Annotated in this window: 19 protein-coding genes; 11 read left to right on the forward strand and 8 right to left on the reverse strand. The window is 68.2% G+C overall.

What is annotated here, in order from left to right; translation table 11 throughout:
* Window positions 1–23 precede the first annotated feature (23 nt).
* Window positions 24–2,651 carry a cation-translocating P-type ATPase gene (locus ACFOOQ_RS08660; RefSeq protein WP_379724502.1) on the forward strand — a complete coding sequence of 876 codons (2,628 nt, stop codon included), beginning with the start codon at window positions 24–26 and terminating at the stop codon, window positions 2,649–2,651.
* Window positions 2,652–2,728: 77 nt separating this feature from the next.
* On the forward strand, window positions 2,729–3,340 hold the full coding sequence (locus tag ACFOOQ_RS08665) for a pyridoxamine 5'-phosphate oxidase family protein (RefSeq protein WP_379724505.1): 612 nt from the start codon (window positions 2,729–2,731) through the stop codon (window positions 3,338–3,340).
* Window positions 3,341–3,378: 38 nt separating this feature from the next.
* On the opposite strand, the gene ACFOOQ_RS08670 is transcribed toward ACFOOQ_RS08665, so the two are convergent.
* Window positions 3,379–4,305 carry a transcriptional regulator GcvA gene (locus ACFOOQ_RS08670; RefSeq protein WP_379724508.1) on the reverse strand — a complete coding sequence of 309 codons (927 nt, stop codon included), beginning with the start codon at window positions 4,303–4,305 and terminating at the stop codon, window positions 3,379–3,381.
* A gap of 133 nt (window positions 4,306–4,438) precedes the next feature.
* Between ACFOOQ_RS08670 and ACFOOQ_RS08675 the strand changes: the two genes are divergently transcribed.
* Window positions 4,439–4,657: a DUF1127 domain-containing protein gene (locus ACFOOQ_RS08675; RefSeq protein WP_379724511.1), complete on the forward strand. Its 219-nt coding sequence runs from the start codon at window positions 4,439–4,441 to the stop codon at window positions 4,655–4,657.
* Window positions 4,658–4,720: 63 nt separating this feature from the next.
* Here ACFOOQ_RS08675 and ACFOOQ_RS08680 read toward each other — a convergent pair whose 3' ends face one another.
* From ACFOOQ_RS08680 to ACFOOQ_RS08700, 5 genes are all read right to left on the reverse strand, one after another.
* Window positions 4,721–5,419 carry a hypothetical protein gene (locus ACFOOQ_RS08680; RefSeq protein WP_379724514.1) on the reverse strand — a complete coding sequence of 233 codons (699 nt, stop codon included), beginning with the start codon at window positions 5,417–5,419 and terminating at the stop codon, window positions 4,721–4,723.
* Window positions 5,420–5,627: 208 nt separating this feature from the next.
* Complete coding sequence (locus ACFOOQ_RS08685) at window positions 5,628–7,244, reverse strand: MBL fold metallo-hydrolase (protein ID WP_379724517.1); 1,617 nt, start codon at window positions 7,242–7,244, stop codon at window positions 5,628–5,630.
* Window positions 7,245–7,341: 97 nt separating this feature from the next.
* Complete coding sequence (locus tag ACFOOQ_RS08690; RefSeq protein ID WP_379724520.1) at window positions 7,342–8,862, reverse strand: thymidine phosphorylase family protein; 1,521 nt, start codon at window positions 8,860–8,862, stop codon at window positions 7,342–7,344.
* A gap of 15 nt (window positions 8,863–8,877) precedes the next feature.
* Entirely contained in the window at window positions 8,878–9,387 is a 510-nt protein-coding gene (locus tag ACFOOQ_RS08695) for a DUF1003 domain-containing protein (RefSeq protein WP_379724524.1), read from the reverse strand.
* Window positions 9,388–9,464: 77 nt separating this feature from the next.
* Window positions 9,465–11,195 carry an adenylate/guanylate cyclase domain-containing protein gene (locus ACFOOQ_RS08700; RefSeq protein ID WP_379724527.1) on the reverse strand — a complete coding sequence of 577 codons (1,731 nt, stop codon included), beginning with the start codon at window positions 11,193–11,195 and terminating at the stop codon, window positions 9,465–9,467.
* A gap of 211 nt (window positions 11,196–11,406) precedes the next feature.
* On the opposite strand from ACFOOQ_RS08700, the gene otsB reads away from it, so the two are divergent.
* Genes otsB through otsA form a run of 3 tightly spaced genes read left to right on the forward strand, consistent with a single transcriptional unit; the run spans window position 11,407 to window position 15,361 of the window.
* Window positions 11,407–12,168: a trehalose-phosphatase gene (gene otsB / locus ACFOOQ_RS08705; protein ID WP_379724530.1), complete on the forward strand. Its 762-nt coding sequence runs from the start codon at window positions 11,407–11,409 to the stop codon at window positions 12,166–12,168.
* Window positions 12,165–13,985: a glycoside hydrolase family 15 protein gene (locus ACFOOQ_RS08710; RefSeq protein ID WP_379724534.1), complete on the forward strand. Its 1,821-nt coding sequence runs from the start codon at window positions 12,165–12,167 to the stop codon at window positions 13,983–13,985. Before otsB ends, ACFOOQ_RS08710 begins: the two co-directional genes overlap by 4 nt.
* A complete protein-coding gene (gene otsA / locus ACFOOQ_RS08715; protein WP_379724537.1) occupies window positions 13,970–15,361 on the forward strand; it encodes an alpha,alpha-trehalose-phosphate synthase (UDP-forming) in 1,392 nt (463 codons plus the stop codon). Before ACFOOQ_RS08710 ends, otsA begins: the two co-directional genes overlap by 16 nt.
* On the opposite strand, the gene ACFOOQ_RS08720 is transcribed toward otsA, so the two are convergent.
* Entirely contained in the window at window positions 15,358–17,142 is a 1,785-nt protein-coding gene (locus ACFOOQ_RS08720; RefSeq protein ID WP_379724540.1) for a chloride channel protein, read from the reverse strand. The genes otsA and ACFOOQ_RS08720 overlap by 4 nt on opposite strands.
* A 77-nt stretch (window positions 17,143–17,219) precedes the next feature.
* On the opposite strand from ACFOOQ_RS08720, the gene ACFOOQ_RS08725 reads away from it, so the two are divergent.
* Entirely contained in the window at window positions 17,220–17,663 is a 444-nt protein-coding gene (locus tag ACFOOQ_RS08725) for a MarR family winged helix-turn-helix transcriptional regulator (protein ID WP_379724543.1), read from the forward strand.
* Between the two features lie 61 nt (window positions 17,664–17,724).
* Window positions 17,725–18,273 carry an NADPH-dependent FMN reductase gene (locus tag ACFOOQ_RS08730; RefSeq protein ID WP_379724546.1) on the forward strand — a complete coding sequence of 183 codons (549 nt, stop codon included), beginning with the start codon at window positions 17,725–17,727 and terminating at the stop codon, window positions 18,271–18,273.
* Between the two features lie 20 nt (window positions 18,274–18,293).
* Here the strand turns inward: ACFOOQ_RS08730 and ACFOOQ_RS08735 are convergent, their stop codons facing one another.
* Window positions 18,294–18,614: a DUF1476 domain-containing protein gene (locus ACFOOQ_RS08735; RefSeq protein ID WP_379724549.1), complete on the reverse strand. Its 321-nt coding sequence runs from the start codon at window positions 18,612–18,614 to the stop codon at window positions 18,294–18,296.
* Between the two features lie 245 nt (window positions 18,615–18,859).
* Here ACFOOQ_RS08735 and purC point away from each other — a divergent pair, with 245 nt between their 5' ends.
* From purC to ACFOOQ_RS08750, 3 genes are all read left to right on the forward strand, one after another.
* Window positions 18,860–19,624, forward strand: a complete 765-nt coding sequence (purC, locus tag ACFOOQ_RS08740) for a phosphoribosylaminoimidazolesuccinocarboxamide synthase (RefSeq protein WP_379724552.1) — start codon at window positions 18,860–18,862, stop codon at window positions 19,622–19,624.
* A 151-nt stretch (window positions 19,625–19,775) separates the two neighbouring features.
* Window positions 19,776–20,030, forward strand: a complete 255-nt coding sequence (gene purS, locus ACFOOQ_RS08745; protein ID WP_379724555.1) for a phosphoribosylformylglycinamidine synthase subunit PurS — start codon at window positions 19,776–19,778, stop codon at window positions 20,028–20,030.
* 5 nt (window positions 20,031–20,035) lie between these two features.
* Complete coding sequence (locus tag ACFOOQ_RS08750; protein ID WP_379724558.1) at window positions 20,036–20,173, forward strand: hypothetical protein; 138 nt, start codon at window positions 20,036–20,038, stop codon at window positions 20,171–20,173.
* The last annotated feature ends 7 nt before the right edge of the window (window positions 20,174–20,180 follow it).

Below are 20,180 nucleotides of genomic sequence, written 5' to 3' on the forward strand. Positions count from 1 at the left end.
GGCAGGACGGGCAGACTGCGGCAATGCAGGCCACCCTTTCTCCCGACACGCCGGTCCATACCCTGTCCGCGGCGGCGGTGCTCGAACGGCTGGGCAGCGATCCGGGCGGCCTGAGCATGGCCGAGGCGGAACGCCGGCTGCAGCAGTACGGCCTCAACCGCCTGCCCGATGCGGCGGCGCGCAGCCTGCCAGCCGTCGTGCTCGGCCAGTTCCGCTCGCCGCTGATCTACCTGCTGCTCGGTGCCGCGCTGGTTTCCCTGCTGCTCGGGCATCTCGCCGATGCCGGCTTCATCGCTGTGGTGCTGGCGATGAATGCGGCGATCGGCAGCTGGCAGGAATGGGGGGCCGAGACCCGCGCCCGGGCCCTGCGCCGGCTGGTACGCGGCCATGTCGAGGTGCGGCGCGACGGCCGCGTCTGCGCGCTCGACACCGAACGGCTGGTGCCGGGCGATATCGTGCTGCTGCAATCAGGCCTGAAGGTGCCGGCCGACCTGCGGCTGATCAGCACCGAGGCCCTGTCGGTCGACGAAAGCCTGCTGACCGGCGAATCGCTGGCGGTGACCAAGGATGCGCGGGCCACGCCGGCTGCCGATGCGCCGCTCGGCGACCGCATCACCATGCTGCATGCCGGCACCCTGGTGCAGGCCGGCCGCGGCCTCGCCGTGGTCGCCGCCACCGGCCGGCACAGCGAGGTCGGCCGGCTGGCGCTGGCCATGCATGCCGCCGCCAGCGCGCCGCCGCTGGTGCGCCGCATGGCCCGGTTCAGCCGCCAGATCGCCGGTGCCGCCCTGCTGCTGATCGGTGTCATTGCCGCGCTGCAGCTGCTGAGCGGGGCCGGCGCCGCCGAGGTCTTCCTGCTCGCCGTGGCGCTGGCGGTCTCGGCGATCCCGGAAGGCCTGCCGGTGGCGATGACCATCGCGCTGTCGATCAGCGTGCACCGCATGAGCCTGAAGAATGTCGTGGTGCGCCACCTGCCTGCCGTCGAGGGGCTCGGCGCCTGCACGGTGATCGCCACCGACAAGACCGGCACGCTCACCGTCAATCGCCTCGGCGTCGAGACCCTGTGGCTGCCGGATGATGCCGGCGGCCATCTCGCCGCGCCGCGCGATGCGGCGGTTGCCACGCTGGCGCTGGCCGCCGCGCGCTGTTCGGAAGGCCATGTCGGCCATGGCGCGCCCGACCATGCCGGCGAGGAAACCGGCGACGCCGTCGACCTCGCCTTCCTGCGCCTCGCCCTGCCCTTCGATTACGATGCGGTACTGGAAGCCGCCGGCCATCGCGGCCGCATCGCCTACGAACCGGCGCTACGCTATGCCGCCGATTTCCATGCCGAGGGTGACAGCCTGGTCGCCTATGTGAAGGGCGCGCCGGAAACCGTGCTGGCGCTCTGCGATCCCGCCGGCCGCGCCGCCGCCGAGGCAGCCGTGGCGCGGCTCGCCGCCGGCGGTTATCGCGTCATCGCCGTCGCCGCCGGCCCGGTCACCGAACCGGAAGCGGAATCCCTCGATGGCCTCACCCTGCTCGGCCTCGCCGGCCTGATCGATCCGCTGCGGCCGGAAGCCGCCGGCGCGGTGCAGGGGGCGCAGGCCGCCGGCATCCGCACCGTGATGGTGACCGGCGATCATCCGCTGACCGCGCTGGCCATCGCCCGCCAGCTGCATATGGCCGACGACGAGGCCGATGTGGTGACCGGCACACAATTGCGCGCACTGGCCGCCGACGCAGCCGCCTTCGATGCCGCAGTGTATCATGCCCGGGTGTTTGCCCGCATCGAGCCGTTGCAGAAGCTCGCCATCGTGCAGAGCCTGCGTCGTCAGGGCGAGGTGGTGGCGGTTACCGGCGACGGCATCAACGACGCGGCGGCGCTGAAGGCCGCCGATATCGGCGTCGCCATGGGGCGCAGCGGCACCGATGTGGCGCGCGAGGCCGCCGACCTGATCCTGGTCGACGACAATTTCGCCGCCATCGTCGCCGGCATCGCCGAGGGCCGCAGCGCCTATGACAACCTGCGCAAGGTGATCTGGCTGGCGATCTCGACCGGCGCCGCCGAGATCATGCTGATGCTGCTGGCGACCTTGGCCGGCCTGCCGCCGCCGCTGACCGCCGTGCAGCTGCTGTGGATCAACCTCGTCACCAACGGCATCCAGGACGTGGCGCTCGCCTTCGAGAAAGGCGAGCCCGGCGTGTTGCAGCGCCGGCCGCGGCCGCGGCATGCCGCGATCTTCGACCGCGCCATGATCACCCAGGTGCTGGTCGATGGCGGCGTGATCGGCCTGCTCAGCTTCGCCGGCTATCTCTGGGCGCTGCAGGGCGCGGGTTACGATCTCGTGACGGCACAGGGCCTGACGCTCTGGCTGCTGGTCTGGTGCGAGAACATGCAGGTGCTGGCCTGCCGCTCGGAGCGCCGCTCGCTGTTCCGTATTCCCCTTGCCGCCAATCCGCTGCTGATCGGCGGCGTGCTGGCGGCCCAGGCATTGCAGTTCGCGGTGCGCGACCTGCCCGGCATCGGACCGCTGCTGCGGCTCGAAGGCATCGGCTGGCATCACGGGCTGGCACTGGCGCTGCCGGCCCTGGCGGTGGTGGCGGTGAGTGAAATTCGCAAGGCGTGGATCCGCAGGACCGACGCGCGAAAGGCCGGATCGCTGCCGTGAAGATCGGTGGCGGCGGGCCGGGCGCCGTGGCAGATTGCGCCCGCGCCGCCCGCCTTTCGCTGAGCCGGAGACCCGCCATGACGATCATCCAGACCCTCGCCGAGCTTGAAGCCATCTATGGCGTGCCGGGCGAGACCTCGACGGTGAAAGAGGTCGACCATATCACCCCGGCATACCGCGCCTGGATCGAGGCGGCACCTTTCGTGGCGCTGGCCACCGCCGGTCCCGAGGGCCTCGACTGCTCGCCGCGCGGCGATGCGGGTTCCGTCGTCCGCGTGGCCGATCCGCGCACCGTGCTGCTGCCCGACCGGCGCGGCAACAACCGCACGGACTCTTTACGCAACATCGTGCGCGATCCGCGCGTCGGCCTGCTGTTCCTGATCCCCGGCGCCGGCACCACCTTGCGCATCAACGGCCGCGCCCGGCTCGATACCGATGCGGCGCTCTGCGACAGTTTCGCCGTCGACGGCAAGGCGCCGCGTTCGGTGATCGTGATCCGCACCGAGGCGGTCTATTTCCAGTGCGCCCGCGCGGTGATCCGCGCCGGCTTGTGGGATGCAGCAAGGCAGGTCGATACCCGGGCGCTGCCGACGCCGGGCCAGATCCTGCAGTCGATGAGCGACAGCCGCATCGACGGCAAGGCCTACGACGACGAATGGCCGGCCCGAGCGGCAGCGAGCATGTGGTAAGCTGCGCCGCCGCCAGCATGTGGTGAGCGACAGCCTGCCTAGAGGTCGCCCAGGCGGATCTCCTCGACCAGCCAGTCGCGGAAGGCGATGAAGTCGCGGCTCTGCGCCACCGCCGGCGGGCAGACCAGATAATAGGAAAACCGGTTCTGCAGTTCCGGGCCGAACGGCCGCACCAGCAGGCCGGCGGCGAGATCGTCGGCCACCAGCGCGCGGCGGCCGAGTACCACGCCCTGGCCGGCGATGGCGGCCTGGATCGCCATGGCGCTGTCGCTGAAGCCGGCGCCGCGCGTCGCATCGATGCCGCGGATGTCGGCGCCCTGCTGTGCGGCATGGGCGAGCCAGTTGCGCCAGACCGGCGCATGCTCCTCGGGCAGGACCCACATGTCATGCAGCAGCGCGTGATGCTTCAGGTCCTCGATGCGGCGCAAAGGCGGATCGCCGTCGACCAGGCCCGGCGCGCAGACCGGAAACACGAAGTCGTCCATCAGAGGCTCGACATGCAGGCCGGGATAGTTGCCGGCGCCGAGCCGGATGCCAAGGTCGATCTCCTCGCGGCGGAAATCCACCGCATGCTCGCCGGTGGAGATCAGCAGGTCGAGGCCGGGATGCCGCGCCTGGAACCGCGGCATGCGCGGCACCAGCCATTTCGCCGCCAGCGACTGCAGGGTGGTGATGCGCAGCTGGCGCGGCCCGCCGCGGCGGCCGAGCGCGCGGGTCGCCGCATCCATGGCATCGAAGGCGTCGCGCAGCGGCGGCAGATAGGCCTGGCCCGCCTCGGTCAGCACGAGGCGCCGGTTGAAGCGGCGGAACAGCGGCTGGCCCAGCGTGTCTTCCAGCAGCTTGACCTGGTGGCTCACCGCCGTCTGCGTCACATGCAGTTCCTCGGCGGCCTTGGTGAACGACAGGTGGCGCGCGGCGGCCTCGAAGACGCGCAGCGCATTCAGCGGCGGCAGCTGGCGGGCCATGGCGGGCGATGCCTCGTCGCATGAGGAAAACTGATGCGAATATGAGACATGATCGTTTGTCCGTCCAGCCGGACAGGCTTATTTCTGCCTCCACGGCGGCCGGTTTCGGTGCGGCGGCCGGATGGAGGACGACATGGCAAACTGCAGCGATATGACCCTGAATACCGCGATTTTCCGCGCCGATGCGCGGCCCTCCCTGGCGCTCCGCGCCTTCGATGCCCTGCTCGGCTGGCAGCGCCGCGCGCGCCAGCGCGGCCAGCTCGCCGGCATGAGTGATTCTGACCTGAAGGATGTCGGCCTCAGCCGGTCGGACGTCGCCGCCGAAGCGGACAAGCCGTTCTGGCGGGGGTGAGGGGCGCCGCCCGTCGCCCCAGCCTCCATCGTCACCCCCGGGCTTGACCCGGGGGTCCACGGTTCAGCCTTTCAGCCGGAACCGGTTGCGGATACCGAGCAGCAGGAAAAAGAACAGCACGATGGCAATCGTGGTGTGGCCGGCGATTAGCGTCGATGTCCATGCCGATGGATCACTACCATCAAGCGTCGGAAACCTGTCGGCGGTTTTCAGGACCGGTAGCAGGAACGGCGCCGTGTGCTCCAGGGTGAAGACATAGAGTTTGCCAATGCGCTCAGCCCCCGTTGGCGTGACCACCTCGTCCAGCCGGCCATTGAACAGGATCATCCAGTACCAGATTAGGAAGAAACAGAAGGTGCCGAGCAGCATGACTGCCGGCCGCGCTATGCTTTGGCCGTAGTCGCTGCAGGCTTCGTAAATCAAATAAAGCGCTTTCGATGGCCATTTTGTTTTATAGCGACGTGCCTGCATCTCAAGTCCGAAAAACATCATCTCTTCGGCATGAGCATGATGTTTGTTCATCGCTAGCTTTAGTGTGCTGTACGCTTTTTCCGCTTCATCAGTTTTGATGTCCGTGAACTGCTCTTTCAGGAATTCCGTGCCCTGATGCAGCTCACTGTTATGAAAAAAGGGAGCAACCTTGAATACGGATCTTCGGAATGAGGTGGAATCACCAAACACACGATTTTTGAAAGATGCAGTTTTATTAAAGATGCAAGAATGAAAACGGATATGGCCAGTTCTTGGAAGGGAATGCCGCATTTCTGCTGCGCATGAAATATCAAAGTCTCGAAATTTACAGAACGAGAAATTCGTTAAGTTTAGAAATTCAGAATTTATGAAGCTCGATGTGACCAGGAACTGCCATCGCCTTCTCCCCTTTGTAGTGACGATACGGCGCCTACCTGACTAACACCACCTACCTTTCTGCCTGTATAAGTACAAAGACAGCCGATGCGGATGCCGCGTGCTACCGCCCCAGCACCCGCTGCATCTTCTTGAGCAGGCGCCGTCGGTCGAGGTCGGTTTTCGCCTCGCGCAGTTCCTGCTGCACCTGCAGCATCAGGCGGGCGTAGTCGTTATGCCAGTCATGGCCGCCCAGCGCCTCGGCGCGGGCATAGCGGTCGAGGCGCGGCCGGGCGGCGGCCTTCACGGTCTTCAGCAGTTTCGGATGCGGCTGCAGCAGGCTGTAGCTCTCGTCGAGCTGCGGCACCAGCATATGCGGCGCGTCGGGCTGTTTCCACTGCGCCACGGCGGCGCGCAAACTTGCGATGGCATCGGGATCGCCATGGGTGAGGAACAGGCCGCGCCGCACCGGACAGCGCTCGCGCAGCCAGTCGAGCAGCTCGTCATGGTCGGCATGGCCGGAATAGATCTCGAGCTTGCGGATGTGCGCCCGCACGCTGATCTCGTCGCCCTGGATACGCACCATCTTTTCGCCGTCTTCCAGCAGGCGGCCGAGCGTGCCCGGCGCCTGGTAGCCGATCAGCAGCACGGTGGCATTGGTGCGCCACAGGTTGTTCTTCAGGTGATGGCGGATGCGGCCGGCATCGCACATGCCGCTGGCCGAAATGATGATGGCGCCGCCGGTGACCTGCTCGATCTGCATGCTTTCCTGCACCGTGCGGGTGAAGCGCAGGTTGCCGCCCTCGAAGGGTGACCTGGTCGTCGCCTGCACGCCGTTGTCGCGGTGCAGGTATTTGGCGAACACGTCGGTGATGTGCAGCGCCAGCGGCGAGTCGACGAAGATCGGCACCTTGGCGATGCCGCCATCGGCCATCAGGCGGGCGAGATCGGCCAGCAGCTCCTGGGTGCGCTCGACGGCGAAGGCCGGGATGACGAGGTTGCCGCCGGCCTTGAGCGCGGCATTGACCTCGCCGGCCAGCACGGCGCGGCGCTGCAGGGCATCGAGCTTGGGTCGCGGCCGGCCGCCGTAGGTCGATTCCATCACCACGATGTCGAGGTCGTGCGGCGCCTCCGGGCTTTTCTGCAGCCCCTTGTGCTCCGGCCCGATATCGCCGGAGAACAGCAGGCGCAACGGTGCCGCGCCCGGCTTTTCGGTGGCTTCGAGTTCGATCGAGGCCGAGCCGAGGATATGGCCGGCATTCCAGAACCGCGCGCGCAGGCCGGGCACCACCTTGAACCAGGTCTCGTAGTCGCGGGTGCTGATCTGCTGCAGCGCGGCCTGGGCATCGGCCTCGGTGTAGATCGGCTCCACCGGGGCATGGCCGCGGCGCTGGTTGCGGCGATTGAGCCGCTCGACCTCCATCTCCTGGATGCCGCCGGAATCCGGCAGCATCCAGTGCAGCAGATCGGCGCTGCCTTCGGTGGCGATCACCGGCCCGCGCCAGCCGGCCTTCACCAGCCGCGGGATCAGGCCGCTGTGGTCGATATGGGCATGGGTCAGCAGCAGCGCGTCGATGCCGCGCGGATCGAACGGCCAGGGCTGGTAGTTCAGCTCCTTCAGCGTCTTGTCGCCCTGGAACATGCCGCAGTCGACCAGCACCTGTTTGCCGTTGAGCTCGAGCCGGTAGCACGAGCCGGTCACCGTGCCGGCGGCGCCGTGAAACGTCAGGGTCAGACTCATGCCGCGTCTTCTTTCTCTTTTCCGGTTGTCGCCCGCGGGCCCCATTTTTAACGAGATGCGCGGGTCAAGCCCGCGCATGACAATAAACAGAAGGTAACTAGGTGGCGGTTCCGTTGAAGCGGTAGCCGCTGTCCTGCGCGGCGAGCTCGGCGGCGAAGCCGAGATCGGACGAGAGTGCGGCATGGATGCGGTAGAGCGGCTCGCCCTTGCGGACCGCATCGCCGGTCTTTTTCAGCAGGTCGACGCCGGCGCCCTTGAACGCCGGCGCGCCGGCCATGCGGGCGACGCGGGCGATGCGCAGGCAGTCGATGCCCTGCACGATGCCGTCCCGCGGCGCCAGCAGTTCGTACCCGGCCCCGGCGGGTTCCAGCAGCGGGCTGCCATTACCCGGGGGCGGTCCCGGGGGTGGTCCTTGGGCCTCGATGATCTGCTCCATGGCGCGCATCCCGGCGCCGGTCTCCAGCAGGGTGCGGGCACGCGCGATGCCCTGGCCGCCCTTCACGCCCGGATCGGCCTCGATGATGCGGCCGGCCAGCAGCAGCGACCGGTCGCGCAGGTCGGCCGGTGCGTCGGGCTGGTTGCGCAGCACGGCCAGCACGTCGCGGGCTTCCAGCACCGGGCCGATGCCGCGCCCGATCGGCTGGCTGCCGTCGGTGATCATCACCTCGACCGGCAGGCCGAGTTCGCCGGCGACATATTCGAACAGCTTGCGCAGCCGGACGGCATCCTCGTGGCTGCGCACCTTGGCAGTCGGCCCGACGGGAATGTCGAGCACCAGGTGGCGGGCGCCGGCGGTCAGTTTCTTCGACAGGATCGAGGCGACCATCTGCTCGCGCGTATCGATGCCGAGCGGGCGTTCGACGGTGATCATCACGTCGTCGGCCGGCGACAGGTTGACCCGGCCGCCCCAGACCAGGCAGCCGCCGATCTTCTCGACGATGGCCCGCATCTCGTCGGTGCCGATGTCGACCCGCGCCAGCACCTCCATGGTATCGGCGGTGCCGGCCGGCGAGGTGATCGCCCGCGACGAGGTTTTCGGAATCGTCAGGCCATGTGCCATCACCAGGGGAACCACGATCATCGAGGTACGGTTGCCGGGAATGCCGCCGATGCAATGCTTGTCGACCACCAGCTTGTGGTCCCATTCGAGGCAATGGCCGACGCCGGCCATGGCGCGGGTCAGGTGCAGCACCTCTTCCGTGGTCATGAAGCCGGCGCAGGCGACCAGGAATGCGGCGATCTCCATCTTGCTGTAACGCAGGGCGGCGATGTCGCGCACCACGGCGGCATATTCGCCGGCATTGAGCGCGCGGCCCTGGATCTTGGCGCGCACCATCTCCAGGCTGTCCACCGGGCGCGGATGCGCGATGGCGACCGGCGTGCCGGCGCCGCGGCCGAACAGCCGGAAGGCCTCTTCCGACAGGCCGAGCTCGTCGGGGCCGAGCAGCACCGGATCGTCGACGATGTTGAGCGTCGCCTGGATGCGATGGCTGTCGGCGATCACCTCGACCTTGGCGAGCGCGAGGAATTCCTCGGCATGATACTGGCCGCAGGTGCGGCTCAGGTAGGCGATGTTCTCGCGGTGGGTGTCGACCGCGATGCGGCGCAGTTTCAGCATGATGGGTGAATCCGTTCAGGCCGGCTTCTGGCCGCTCTCCAGCCGCGCCAGCATCTCGGTGACGGCCCTGGTCAGGGTCAGGATCTCCTGCTCGCGCAGCAGGTCGATCTTCTGGTGCAGCAGCTCGATCTCCAGCTCCGCCTTCACGTTGACGTTGAAGTCGGTCTCGGCGTGCTGGCGGTCGATCTCGGCCTGGCGGTTCTGGCTCATCATGATCACCGGCGCCGTGTAAGCCGCCTGGAATGACAGCAGCAGGTTGAGCAGGATGAAGGGGAACGGGTCCCAGGCGGTATGGCCGGTAATGGCATTGCCGACGATCCAGGCGGCGAGCAGCACCGACTGCACGATGATGAAGCGCCAGGAGCCGACCGCGCTGGCCACCAGGTCGGCGATGCGCTGGCCGGCGGTCTGCGGATGGCGGCGGCGCTGTGCCGTCGCCTTGTGGCGGAAGTCGGCATGGCGGTGGCGCAGGTCGCGCAGCAGGGCGCGATCCTGGTCGGTCAGTACATGGGGGACGACGGTCATGGCGGGATGCTCCGGGCTGGCGGCGACGACGGCGCTCCAGTCTAGCAGAAACGCTCTCCCGGCGGGATTGATCGGGATCAGTCGTCGGCGGCCGGCATGTCCAGCGGCGTCGTCACCATCGGCATCGCCGCCTGTTCGGCGACCAGCACGGCCAGCGGCTCGGATTTGCCGCGCAGGGTGACGGTGGCACGGGTCCAGCCGGGATGGGCGCCATCGAGCAGGCCACCGCGCAGCGCCACCTCCTCGGAGACCACCAGTTCGGCACCGAACTCCTTGGTGGCGCTTTCCAGCCGGCTGGCGGTATTCACCGCGTCGCCGATGGCGGTCAGGTTCATGGCGCCGCCATGGCCCATCTCGCCGATGATCGCCGGGCCGCAGTGGATGCCGATGCCGATTTTCAGGCGCAGGCCGAGATCGGCCTCCAGCGCGGCGTTGAGCTGGGCCAGCCCGGCGCCCATGCGGCGCGCCGCGTCGAGCGCGCGGCGGCAGCCGGCATCGGGGCCCTCCTCGATGCCGAACAGCGCCATCACGCCGTCGCCGATGAATTTGTCGAGCCGGCCGCCGGCGGCTTCCACCGCCTCGCCCATGGTCTTGAAATACTGGTTGAGCAGGAAGACGACGTCATAGGGCAGCCGGCTTTCCGACAGCTTGGTGAAGCCGCGCAGGTCGGCGAACAGGATGGCGATGCGCCGCTCGGCGCCCTGGGCATGGCTGGCGGCGCCATAGACGGCTTTCGGCGGCACGCCGGCGGGCAGCAAGGGCATCACCGAGATGTCCTCGCGCGGCCGGATCTGGCAGGCCAGACGCACGCCGGGGCTGGCCATGATGCGGTCGAGCACCTTCTGCTCGGCGGTATCCGGCGGCGGCAGGCTGGTCGCGCCCGGCCCGGTGATGCGGACCCGGCAGGTCGAGCAGCGGCCCTGGCCGCCGCAGACCGAGGCATGCGGATAGCCGATGGCGCGGCTGGCCTCCAGCACGCTCATGCTGCCGGCCAGGGTGCGGAAGCGGCGGCCGTCGGGCCAGGTGATGACGACACCGGCGCGGCGGCGGTGCCGCAGGGCGATCAGGCCGCGCGCCAGCAGCAGGCAGCCGAGAATCCCCGCCATCACCTGATAGGCGATCATGTCGACCGTGGTGCCGAAGCTGTAGGCGACGTCACCCGGCCAGTTCAGCCCGGCGCGGAACTGCGCCAGCCAGGCCGGGTCGCGCATCAGCAGCATCACCTGGCGGCCGCCCGACAGATAGCCGAGCATCGCCAGCATCGGCAGCAGCAGGGCGGCGCCGAACAGGAAGGGCCACAGGCGCTCGAAGAAAGGCTTCAGCCGCAGCCAGTAATAGACGCCGATGCAGCCGTGGAACCAGGCGATCAGGATGACGAGGTTGCTGCGCAGGCCGATCAGCGGCTCCTGCACGAACTGCACGATCAGCACATAGGCGTAACTGTCGTTCAGCCCCAGCACCGCATGGGCGGCGCGGGTGCCGAGCGCATGTTCGGCGATCAGCGGCGGCACGCAGAGCCCGAGCAGCAACTGGGTCCAGCCCTGCCAGGGGATGCCGCGGTAATGGCCGCGCCGCACCCAGTTGGACAGGGCGAGCAGGGGATGCAGCACGATGGCGCCATAGAGCAGGATGGTGCCGGGCCAGCTGCGCCAGACCGCCTTGAACAGCACGGCGCCGTCTTCCATCGCCTGCAGCGAGATCAGGCCGAGTGCATGGTTGCTCAGATGCAGGATCAGGTAGCTGTACAGCACCAGCCCCGAGCCCAGCTTGACCCGGCTGTAGACATCTTCCCACCGGCTGCCCGCCATCGCGGCACTCCCCGCATCCCGCCGCCCCGGCCGCAACGGCAGCCGGTTCCATCCATCGCCGGAGCCTAGGCGGCGGCCCCAAGGGCGGCAAGTCGCAAGCGCTTTACCGCCGGCAGGGGTTGTAATTCTCGCAGGGCTTCTTATCTTTTGGCGGTAAACCGAGAAAATCGAAATTTGCTCTGCGGCCCCATCCGGGCCAGACTCGGAACCGATGACTGAAACCACCTCCGCTGTCCGGCCGGCGCCCCCGCCGCCGCCCGGCCGTGACTGGGCGCTGTTCCTCGATATCGACGGCACCCTGCTCGACATCGCCGACCGGCCCGACCGGGTCGCCGTCCCGGCCGGCCTGCGCGACCATCTGGCCGGGGCCGCCGGCCGGCTCGACGGCGCGCTGGCCCTGGTCTCCGGCCGGCCGCTCAGCGATATCGACCGGCTGTTCGATCCCTTGCGCCTGCCGGCTTCGGGCCAGCATGGCGGCGAATGGCGCCCGGCCGCCGGCGCCGCACCGGCGCTGACCGCCGGCACCGAGATTCCCGCCGGCCTGCGCGCGCTGGCCGAAGCCCTCGCCGGCCGCCACCGCGGCATGATCGTCGAACAGAAAAGCCATGCGCTTGCCCTGCACTACCGCCATGACCCGGCGCTCGGCCCGGCGCTCGGCGCCGAACTTGCCGCGGCCCTCGAAGGCTGCGCCGGGCTGATGCTGATGCCCGGCCGTCTGGTCTGGGAGATCAAGGACGCCAGCCAGTCGAAGGGCACTGCGGTCGGCCGCTTCATGGCGCTGCCCGGTTTCGCCGGCCGTCGCCCGGTCTTTATCGGCGACGACCGCACCGACGAGGACGGCTTCCGCGCCGCGCTGGAACTCGGCGGCTTTGCCCTGCCGGTCGGCCGGCTGGCGCGCAGCGGCGAACCGGGCTTTGCCGATGCCGCCGCCGTGCGCGACTGGCTCGCCGGCTTCGCGGGGTCGGCGGCATGACGGCCGCGCCGGAACAGGCCCCCGAGAGCCTCGATCTCGGCATCGTCGGCAATTCCATCGTCGCGGCGCTGATCGATCGTGAGGCACGCATCGTCTGGCATTGCGTGCCCCGGCTCGACGGCGACCCGGTGTTCTGCCGGCTGCTGCGGCCGACCCAGCTGGAACAGGGCGTCTTCGAGATCGGCCTGCGCGACATGGTGTCCAGCACGCAGGATTACATCACCAACACCGCCGTGCTGGTCACCACCCTGACCGACAGCCGCGGCGGTGCCGTGCGCATCACCGATTTCGCGCCGCGCTTCAAGCAGTATGATCGCATCTACCGGCCGGCCATGCTGATCCGCCGCATCGAGCCCATTGCCGGCACCCCGGCGATCCGCATCCGCGTGCGACCGCTGTTCGGCTACGGCGGCGTGCTGCCGAGCCGTACCTTGGGCAGCAACCACATCCGCTTCACCGCGCCGGGTGCCGCGCTCAGGCTGACCACCGATGCGCCGCTCGCCTATGTCGACGACGGCAGCGAGTTCGTGCTCAACGAACCGGTCACCCTGGTGCTCGGTCCCGACGAAAGCTTCACGGAATCGCTGCAGCACATCAGCCGCGAATTCCTCGAGCGCACCATCGAATACTGGGTTGACTGGTCGCGCTATCTCTCCGTGCCCTTCGAATGGCAGGATGCGGTGATCCGCGCCGCCATCACGCTGAAGCTCTGCGCCTATGAAGAGACCGGCGCCATTCTCGCCGCGCTGACCACCTCGATCCCGGAAGCCGCCGACACGCCGCGCACCTGGGATTACCGCTATTGCTGGATGCGCGATGCATACTTCGTGGTGCAGGCGCTGAACCGGCTCGGCGCGACCAAGACCATGGAAGACTTCCTGCGCTACATCACCACCGTGATGGCGCAGCGGCAGCCCGGCGAGGAGCTGCAGCCGGTCTATGGCATCATCCCGAGCGCGGCGCTGATCGAACGCGAGCTCGACACCATGCAGGGCTATCGCGGCATGGGTCCCGTGCGCATCGGCAATGCCGCCTTCGCCCAGCGCCAGAACGACACCTATGGCAGCATCGTGCTGGCGGTGGCGCAGATGTTCTTCGACCACCGGCTGCCGCGCCGCGGCGACGCCGCCCTGTTCGCCGATCTCGAACGGCTGGGCGAACAGGCGGCGGCGCTGGCGCTGACCCCCGATGCCGGGCTGTGGGAATTCCGCGGCCGGGCCCGTGTGCATACCCATTCGGCGGCGATGTGCTGGGCGGCCTGCCGCCGGCTGGCCCGGATCGCCGGGGTGCTCGACCTGCCCGACCGTGCCGCCTACTGGCGCGAGCATGCCGACCGCATCCGCCATGCCATCCTCGAAAGGGCGTGGAACGCGGAACTGAACAGCTTCGTCGAGAGTTTCGACGGGGTGGACCTCGATGCGTCATTGCTGCTGCTGCAGGAAATCGGTTTCGTTGCCGCCGACGATCCGCGCTTTCTCGGCACGCTGGACGCCATCGGCAAGCAGCTGCGGCGCGGCAACCACCTGATGCGCTATGTGGCGCCGGACGATTTCGGCGAGCCGCATACCGCCTTCTCGATCTGCACCTTCTGGTACATCGACGCGCTGGCCGTGGCCGGCCGGCGTGACGAGGCGCGCGAGATCTTCGAGACCATGCTGGCGTCGCGCAACCACCTCGGCCTGCTGTCGGAGGATGTCGATCCGAAGACCGGCGCGCTGTGGGGCAATTTCCCGCAGACCTATTCCATGGTCGGGCTGATCCATTGCGCCATGCGGCTGTCGAAAACCTGGGAGGAAGCCTTTTGGCGCGGCTCGTGATTGTTTCGAACCGGGTGTCTATGCCGCGCGAGCGGCTGTCGCGCGCCGGCGGCCTGGCGGTCGCCTTGCGCGAGGCGCTGGCCGGCCAGAAGGACGGCGGCCTGTGGTTCGGCTGGAGCGGCGAGACCGTCGCCGAGCCGCAGCCGGCGCCGCGCCGTGCTTCCCTCGGCAAGATCGACTTCGCCGTGCTCGACCTCAGCCCGGCCGAACACAAGGGCTTTTATACCGACTTTGCCAACTCGACGCTGTGGCCGCTGTTTCACTACCGGCTCGGCCTGATCGATTTCCACCGTGCCGCCTGGGAAAGCTATCTCTCGGTCAACGAGCGCTTCGCCGAACAGCTCGCCGCCCTGCTGCGCCACGACGATGTCGTCTGGGTGCATGACTATCATTTCATCCCGCTGGCCGCCGCGCTGCGCCGCCGCGGCGTCAAGAACCGCATCGGCTTTTTCCTGCATATCCCGTTCCCGGCCCATGAGGTGCTGGCCGCCCTGCCGGCGCATCGCCAGCTGGTCGCCGATCTCTGCGCCTACGACCTCGTCGGCTTCCAGACCTGGAATGACGTGCGCGCGCTGACCGAATACGTGCTGCACGAGGTCGGCGGCCGGGTCGAGCGGCCGGACGGCGGCATCGGCGCGGTGCGCATTGCGGCCTTCGACCGCGAGCTGCGCGTCGCCGGCTTTCCGATCAGCATCGACACCGAAGGCTTCGCGCGGACCGCCGCCCACGAGGCCGAGGCCGAGGATACCGTGCGCCTGCGCGACAGCCTCGGCAACCGCAGCCTGGTGATCGGCGTCGACCGGCTCGATTATTCCAAGGGGATTTCCAAGCGCTTCGAGGCCTTCCAGATCCTGCTCGGCGCCCGGCCCGAGCATCGCGGCCATGTCACCTTCATGCAGATCGCGCCGATCTCGCGCGGCGAGGTCTCGCAGTACCGCCAGTTGCGTAACGAGCTGGACGGCCTGGCCGGCCGCATTAACGGCCGCTATGCCGAATTCGACTGGATGCCGGTGCGCTATCTCAACCGCTCGTTCACCCGCAACCAGCTCGCCGGCTTCTACCGGGTCGCCCGGGTCGGCCTGGTGACACCGCTGCGCGACGGCATGAACCTGGTGGCCAAGGAATATGTTGCCGCCCAGGACGGTGCCGACCCCGGCGTGCTGGTGCTGTCGCGCTTTGCCGGCGCCGCCGCCGAGATGTCGGGCGCGGTGATCGTCAATCCCTATGACACCGAGGGACTGGCCGAGGGCCTCGACCGTGCGCTGACCATGCCGCTGGAGGAACGCCGCCAGCGCTGGCAGGCCAACATGGCGGTGCTGCGCGGCAACACCATCACCCACTGGCGCGAAGGTTTCCTTGCGGCTCTGGCCGCCTAGCGGCGGCGGGGACGCAACAACGCGGCGCGCTCGCTTTCCTGGCGCATGACACGGCTGCGTACCGCCAGCAGATCCTTGCGGGTCATCAGGCCGAGCAGCCGCCGGCTGGCCGGATCGATCACCGGCACGCGCGCGTAGTCACCGGCCGCCATGCGATCGGCAAGATCGCCGACCAGTTCGCCGGGTGCCGCATGGAACAGCTCGCGGTCGGCCAACACCTCGGACAGCGTGACGCCCTCTTCCGCACCGTCGCGGCTCCAGCGCAGGATGTCGGCGCGAGTGATGATGCCAAGGCAGCGGCCGTCTGCGTCGGTGACCGGATAGGCCTTGTGCCGGCAGCGGCCGGCGGCGAAGGCGGCCACGGTGTCGGCCACCTGGGCGGCGCCGTTCAGCGTCTCGATATCGCGGATCATCACTTCACCGACCCGCTGAGTGGCGAAGGGATCGAGGCCATATTCCTGCAGGACATGCAGGCCGCGCCGCGCCACCTTCTCGGTGAGGATCGACCGCCGCATCAGCAGGCCGGTGACGGCATAGGCCGTGCCGCAGGCGGCCAGCAGCGGCAGCAGCGGCGGCAGCGAACCGGTCAGTTCCACGGCGAACAGCGTGGCGGTCAGCGGCGCCCGCATGGTGCCGCTCATCACCGCCGCCATGCCGAGCAGGGCGAACAGCCCGGCATGGCCGGGCACCAGCGCCGCGAAAACGGCGGCCAGCAGCGTGCCGAGCATGCCGCCGATGATCAGCAGCGGTGCCAGCACGCCGCCCGAGGTGCCGGAGCCGAGAGCCACCGACCAGATCACCGCCTTGACGAGTATCAGTGTCACGGCGGCGGCAAGTGGCATATCGCCGGCGAGCGCGGCGCCGATATTGCCGTAGCCGACGCCGAGTGCCGCCGGATCGGCCAGGCCGCCGAGGCCGACCACAATACCGCCGATGGCCGGCCACCACATCCAGTGCAGCGGCAGCCGCCCGAACAGGTCTTCGACGCCGTAGACCATCGCGGTCAGCACTGTTGACAGCAGGCCTGCCACGAGGCCGATGCCGGCCGCCCAGGGCAGTTCGCCGGCGGCTGTCATTGCCGCGGGCAGTACGACCGGAAACAGCGGCCCGGCCTCGAACAGCAGCGGCCGCAGGACGGCAGCCGCGGCGCAGGCAACGATGACCGGCAGGAAGCTGCGCGCCTTCCACTCGAACAGCAGCAGCTCCAGCGCTAGCAGCACGGCGGCAACCGGCGTGGCGAAGATCGCCGTCATGCCGGCGGCGGCACCGGCGACCAGCAGGGTTTTGCGTTCGACCGGCGTGAGATGGAACAGCTGTGCGAACAGCGAACCGAGTGCGCCACCGGTCATGATGATCGGGCCTTCGGCGCCGAATGGCCCGCCGGTGCCGATTGAAATGGCCGAGGACAGCGGCTTGAGGATCGCCACCTTCGGCTGGATGCGGCTCTGGCCGATCAGGATCGCTTCCATCGCTTCCGGGATGCCGTGGCCGCGAATCTTCTCGGAGCCATACCGCGCCATCAGCCCGATGATGAGGCCGCCGGCCACCGGGACCAGCACCGAAGCGAGACCGAGCCCCGTGATGTCGACGCCGCCCCCCGCGAAGGAAAACCGGCCGTGATAGGCGAGGTTGGTTGCCAGGGCGATCATTGCCAGCAGCAGCCGGCCGGCCAGCGTGGCAAGCATGCCCGCCACCACGGCCATCGCCATCAGCAGCAGGGTGCGGTGGTCGATGCGGATGTCGCGCAAAGCGGGACGGGCGGGTGGCGGAATCTGGGACATGACCGGGCCGGGCAGTTGCGGGACGGTGAGCGCCAGCATATATATCGTAATACGATATATATGCAAGGACCATCGAAATGGCCAGGAAACCGGGAAAAATCCGAGAGGCGAAAGGGGCGGCAGCCCTCGCCAAGGCGGAATACGAGGCGCTGGCGGCGTTCCGCTACACGCTCCGTCATTTTCTCGATTTCAGTCAGAGCGCGGCCGAAGGGGCGGGCCTGACCGCGCAGCAGCACCAGGCCCTGCTCGCCATCAAGGGCTATCCCGGCCGCGAAGTGGTGTCGGTCGGCGAACTGGCCGAGCGGCTGGCGATCCGCCACAACAGCAGCGTCGAACTGATCGACCGCCTCGCCGCCCAGGGGCTGATCGAGCGGCGCCACGACGCCACAGACCGGCGGCTGGTGCTGCTGGCCCTGACGCCGAAGGCGGAATGCCTGCTGGCCGAACTTTCTGCGGCGCATCGTGACGAATTGCGGCGCCTGCGGCCGACGCTGACAGAACTGCTCGACCGGCTGTCGTGATGTCATGGACGTGATCGCCGCGCCGCTTAGCGACGGCTGGTCAGGCGGCTAGACTTCCGCCATGCGACTGCTTGCCCTGTCCGGCAGCCTGCGGGCCGCCTCGACCAATACCGCCCTGCTGCGTGCCGCCGCCGCGGCGGCGCCGGCCGGCATGACGGTCGAAATCTATGACGGCCTCGGCCGCCTGCCGGTATTCAATCCCGATGATGACGAGGGTCCGGGCCCCGCCCCGGCGCCGGTGGCGGATTTCCGCCGGCGGCTGGGCGCCGCCGATGCCCTGCTGGTGGCCTGTCCGGAATATGCCCATGGCGTGCCGGGCGGCCTGAAGAACGCGCTGGACTGGGTGGTGGCGAGCGGCGAACTGGTCGACAAGCCGGCAGCCCTGCTGCATGCCTCGCCGCGCAGCGCCGTCAGCCGGGCGGCGCTCGCCGAGATTCTGGTGACCATGTCGGTGCGGCTGGTGAATACGGATCTCGTCACCCTGCCGCTGCTCGGCCTCGGCCCGGCAGAGCTGGCGGCACTGCTCGACCGGCCGGACAGCCGTGAGCGGCTGCGGCAGGCGCTGGCAGGTTTCGCCGCGGCGGTTACCGCCCCGGCGTCATTCCGTTAAGATATTGGAATTTATAAGTTTTAAGAGGCGGCGATCTGCTGGCGGGCGACGTCGTGCAGTTCGGTCAGCTTGACCCGCACCCGGTGCTCCGACAGGTCGATCTTGTAGATCTGCAGATCGGCCATGATCTTGCGCACCACGTCGTCGTCGCCGGCCTCTTCCAGGTCGGCGGCCACCACGTCCCTGGCATAGGCCTCGGCCTCGGCGCCGCTCAGGCCGATCTGCTCGGCCACCCACAGGCCCATCAGCTTGTTGCGCCGCGCCACGGTCTTGAAGGCCAGCTCCTCGTCATGGGCGTGCTTCTTTTCGAAGGCGTCCTTGCGGTCGTCGAAGGTGGTCATCCTGGCCTCGTTCGGGGCGGCAAATGGGTCGGTTCGGTGCCCGTTATATAGGGGGGCTGCGGGGTTGCCTGCAAGTCTCGGGTTGCAGGAAGCAGTGACGCAGGCGAAGTGGCGGAAAACTGGCACTTTGCGGCCGGGGCCGGCCGGCGGATCGGCGCCGCCATCCGGATTGCGGCGGAAGGCCCCTTGCGCTATCTAGAGGCCGAGCAAATTCCCCCGCTTTCCCCAACAGACACGGGTGTGCCATGACGCGCCGCAGACAGGTCTATGAGGGCAAGGCCAAGGTCCTGTTCGAGGGACCGGAGCCGGGCACTCTGGTACAGTATTTCAAGGACGACGCGACCGCGTTCAACAACAAGAAAAAGGGCACCATCACCGGCAAGGGGGTGCTGAACAACCGCATCTCCGAATACCTGATGACCCGGCTCGGCGAGGTCGGCATCCCGACCCATTTCGTGCGCCGGCTCAACATGCGCGAGCAGCTGATCAAGGAAGTCGAGATCATCCCGCTCGAGGTCGTGGTGCGCAACGTCGCCGCCGGCTCGCTGGCGACCCGGCTCGGCGTCGCCGAGGGCACCACCCTGCCGCGCTCGATCGTCGAATTCTATTATAAGAACGACGAACTCGGCGATCCGATGGTCTCGGAAGAGCATATCACCTGCTTCGGCTGGGCCAGCCCGCAGGAGATCGACGAGCTGATGCATCTGGCGCTGCGCATCAACGACTTCCTGACCGGCCTGTTCCTCGGCATCGGCATCCGCCTGGTCGACTTCAAGCTGGAGTTCGGCCGCTGGTGGCAGGGCGATGAGATGCGCATCATCCTCGCCGACGAGATCAGCCCCGACAGCGCCCGGCTGTGGGACTTCAAGACCAACGAGAAGATGGACAAGGACCGCTTCCGCCGCGACCTCGGCAATGTCGCCGAGGCCTATCAGGAAGTGGCGCGCCGGCTCGGCATCCTGCCCGAGGCCGGGGTGCGGGACATCAAGGGTCCCGACACGATGCAGTAATGGTGCCTGGCGGCACCATGTTGGTATGGCGCCTGACGGCGCCGGGGCAATAAGGGCAGTTCCGCTGCCGTGCGAAACGCGGCGGCCCCGGCAATGGTGGCCGCCGCAGCTTTTTCTGAAGCCGCAGCTTTTTTCTGAAGAAGGACGACCGATGAAAGCCCGTGTCCATGTGTCGCTCAAGAACGGCGTGCTCGATCCGCAGGGCAAGGCGATCGGCCAGGCGCTGCACAGCCTCGGCTTCGCCGAGGTCGGCGAGGTCCGCCAGGGCAAGCTGATCGAGCTGGAACTGACCGGCGCGCTGGCGGCGAAGCCGAAGGCCGAGATCGAAGCGGCCGTGAAGGACATGGCGCAGAAGCTGCTGGCCAACACGGTGATCGAGAATTACAGCGTGGAGCTGGTTGGATAATCGACGTGTCGATGGAGAAATCTCAGGCGTCATGGCCGGGCCTGACCCGGCCATCCACGAGTTTTTCTGTCGGCCCGAAAGACGTGGATGCCCGGCACGAGGCCGGGCATGACGGCGAGTTTCTGGTGATCTCTCAGGAGTGAAAGGCTG

Origin of the sequence: Ferrovibrio xuzhouensis (assembly GCF_042648965.1) — a bacterium.
GTDB lineage: Bacteria > Pseudomonadota > Alphaproteobacteria > Ferrovibrionales > Ferrovibrionaceae > Ferrovibrio > Ferrovibrio xuzhouensis.

Bases quoted from the DNA above. Each gene is read 5' to 3' on its own strand.
- ACFOOQ_RS08735 (WP_379724549.1), bottom strand. From the start codon at position 18,614: ATGACCACCTTCGACGACCGCAAGGACGCCTTCGAAAAGAAGCACGCC.
- ACFOOQ_RS08690 (WP_379724520.1), bottom strand. From the start codon at position 8,862: ATGCTGAAACTGCGCCGCATCGCGGTCGACACCCACCGCGAGAACATC.
- ACFOOQ_RS08710 (WP_379724534.1), top strand. From the start codon at position 12,165: ATGACGGCCGCGCCGGAACAGGCCCCCGAGAGCCTCGATCTCGGCATC.
- ACFOOQ_RS08720 (WP_379724540.1), bottom strand. From the start codon at position 17,142: ATGTCCCAGATTCCGCCACCCGCCCGTCCCGCTTTGCGCGACATCCGC.
- purC (WP_379724552.1), top strand. From the start codon at position 18,860: ATGACGCGCCGCAGACAGGTCTATGAGGGCAAGGCCAAGGTCCTGTTC.
- ACFOOQ_RS08685 (WP_379724517.1), bottom strand. From the start codon at position 7,244: ATGAGTCTGACCCTGACGTTTCACGGCGCCGCCGGCACGGTGACCGGC.
- ACFOOQ_RS08665 (WP_379724505.1), top strand. From the start codon at position 2,729: ATGACGATCATCCAGACCCTCGCCGAGCTTGAAGCCATCTATGGCGTG.
- purS (WP_379724555.1), top strand. From the start codon at position 19,776: ATGAAAGCCCGTGTCCATGTGTCGCTCAAGAACGGCGTGCTCGATCCG.
- ACFOOQ_RS08660 (WP_379724502.1), top strand. From the start codon at position 24: ATGCAGGCCACCCTTTCTCCCGACACGCCGGTCCATACCCTGTCCGCG.
- ACFOOQ_RS08730 (WP_379724546.1), top strand. From the start codon at position 17,725: ATGCGACTGCTTGCCCTGTCCGGCAGCCTGCGGGCCGCCTCGACCAAT.
- ACFOOQ_RS08695 (WP_379724524.1), bottom strand. From the start codon at position 9,387: ATGACCGTCGTCCCCCATGTACTGACCGACCAGGATCGCGCCCTGCTG.
- otsB (WP_379724530.1), top strand. From the start codon at position 11,407: ATGACTGAAACCACCTCCGCTGTCCGGCCGGCGCCCCCGCCGCCGCCC.
- ACFOOQ_RS08670 (WP_379724508.1), bottom strand. From the start codon at position 4,305: ATGGCCCGCCAGCTGCCGCCGCTGAATGCGCTGCGCGTCTTCGAGGCC.
- ACFOOQ_RS08680 (WP_379724514.1), bottom strand. From the start codon at position 5,419: ATGCGGCATTCCCTTCCAAGAACTGGCCATATCCGTTTTCATTCTTGC.
- ACFOOQ_RS08675 (WP_379724511.1), top strand. From the start codon at position 4,439: ATGGCAAACTGCAGCGATATGACCCTGAATACCGCGATTTTCCGCGCC.
- ACFOOQ_RS08725 (WP_379724543.1), top strand. From the start codon at position 17,220: ATGGCCAGGAAACCGGGAAAAATCCGAGAGGCGAAAGGGGCGGCAGCC.
- ACFOOQ_RS08700 (WP_379724527.1), bottom strand. From the start codon at position 11,195: ATGGCGGGCAGCCGGTGGGAAGATGTCTACAGCCGGGTCAAGCTGGGC.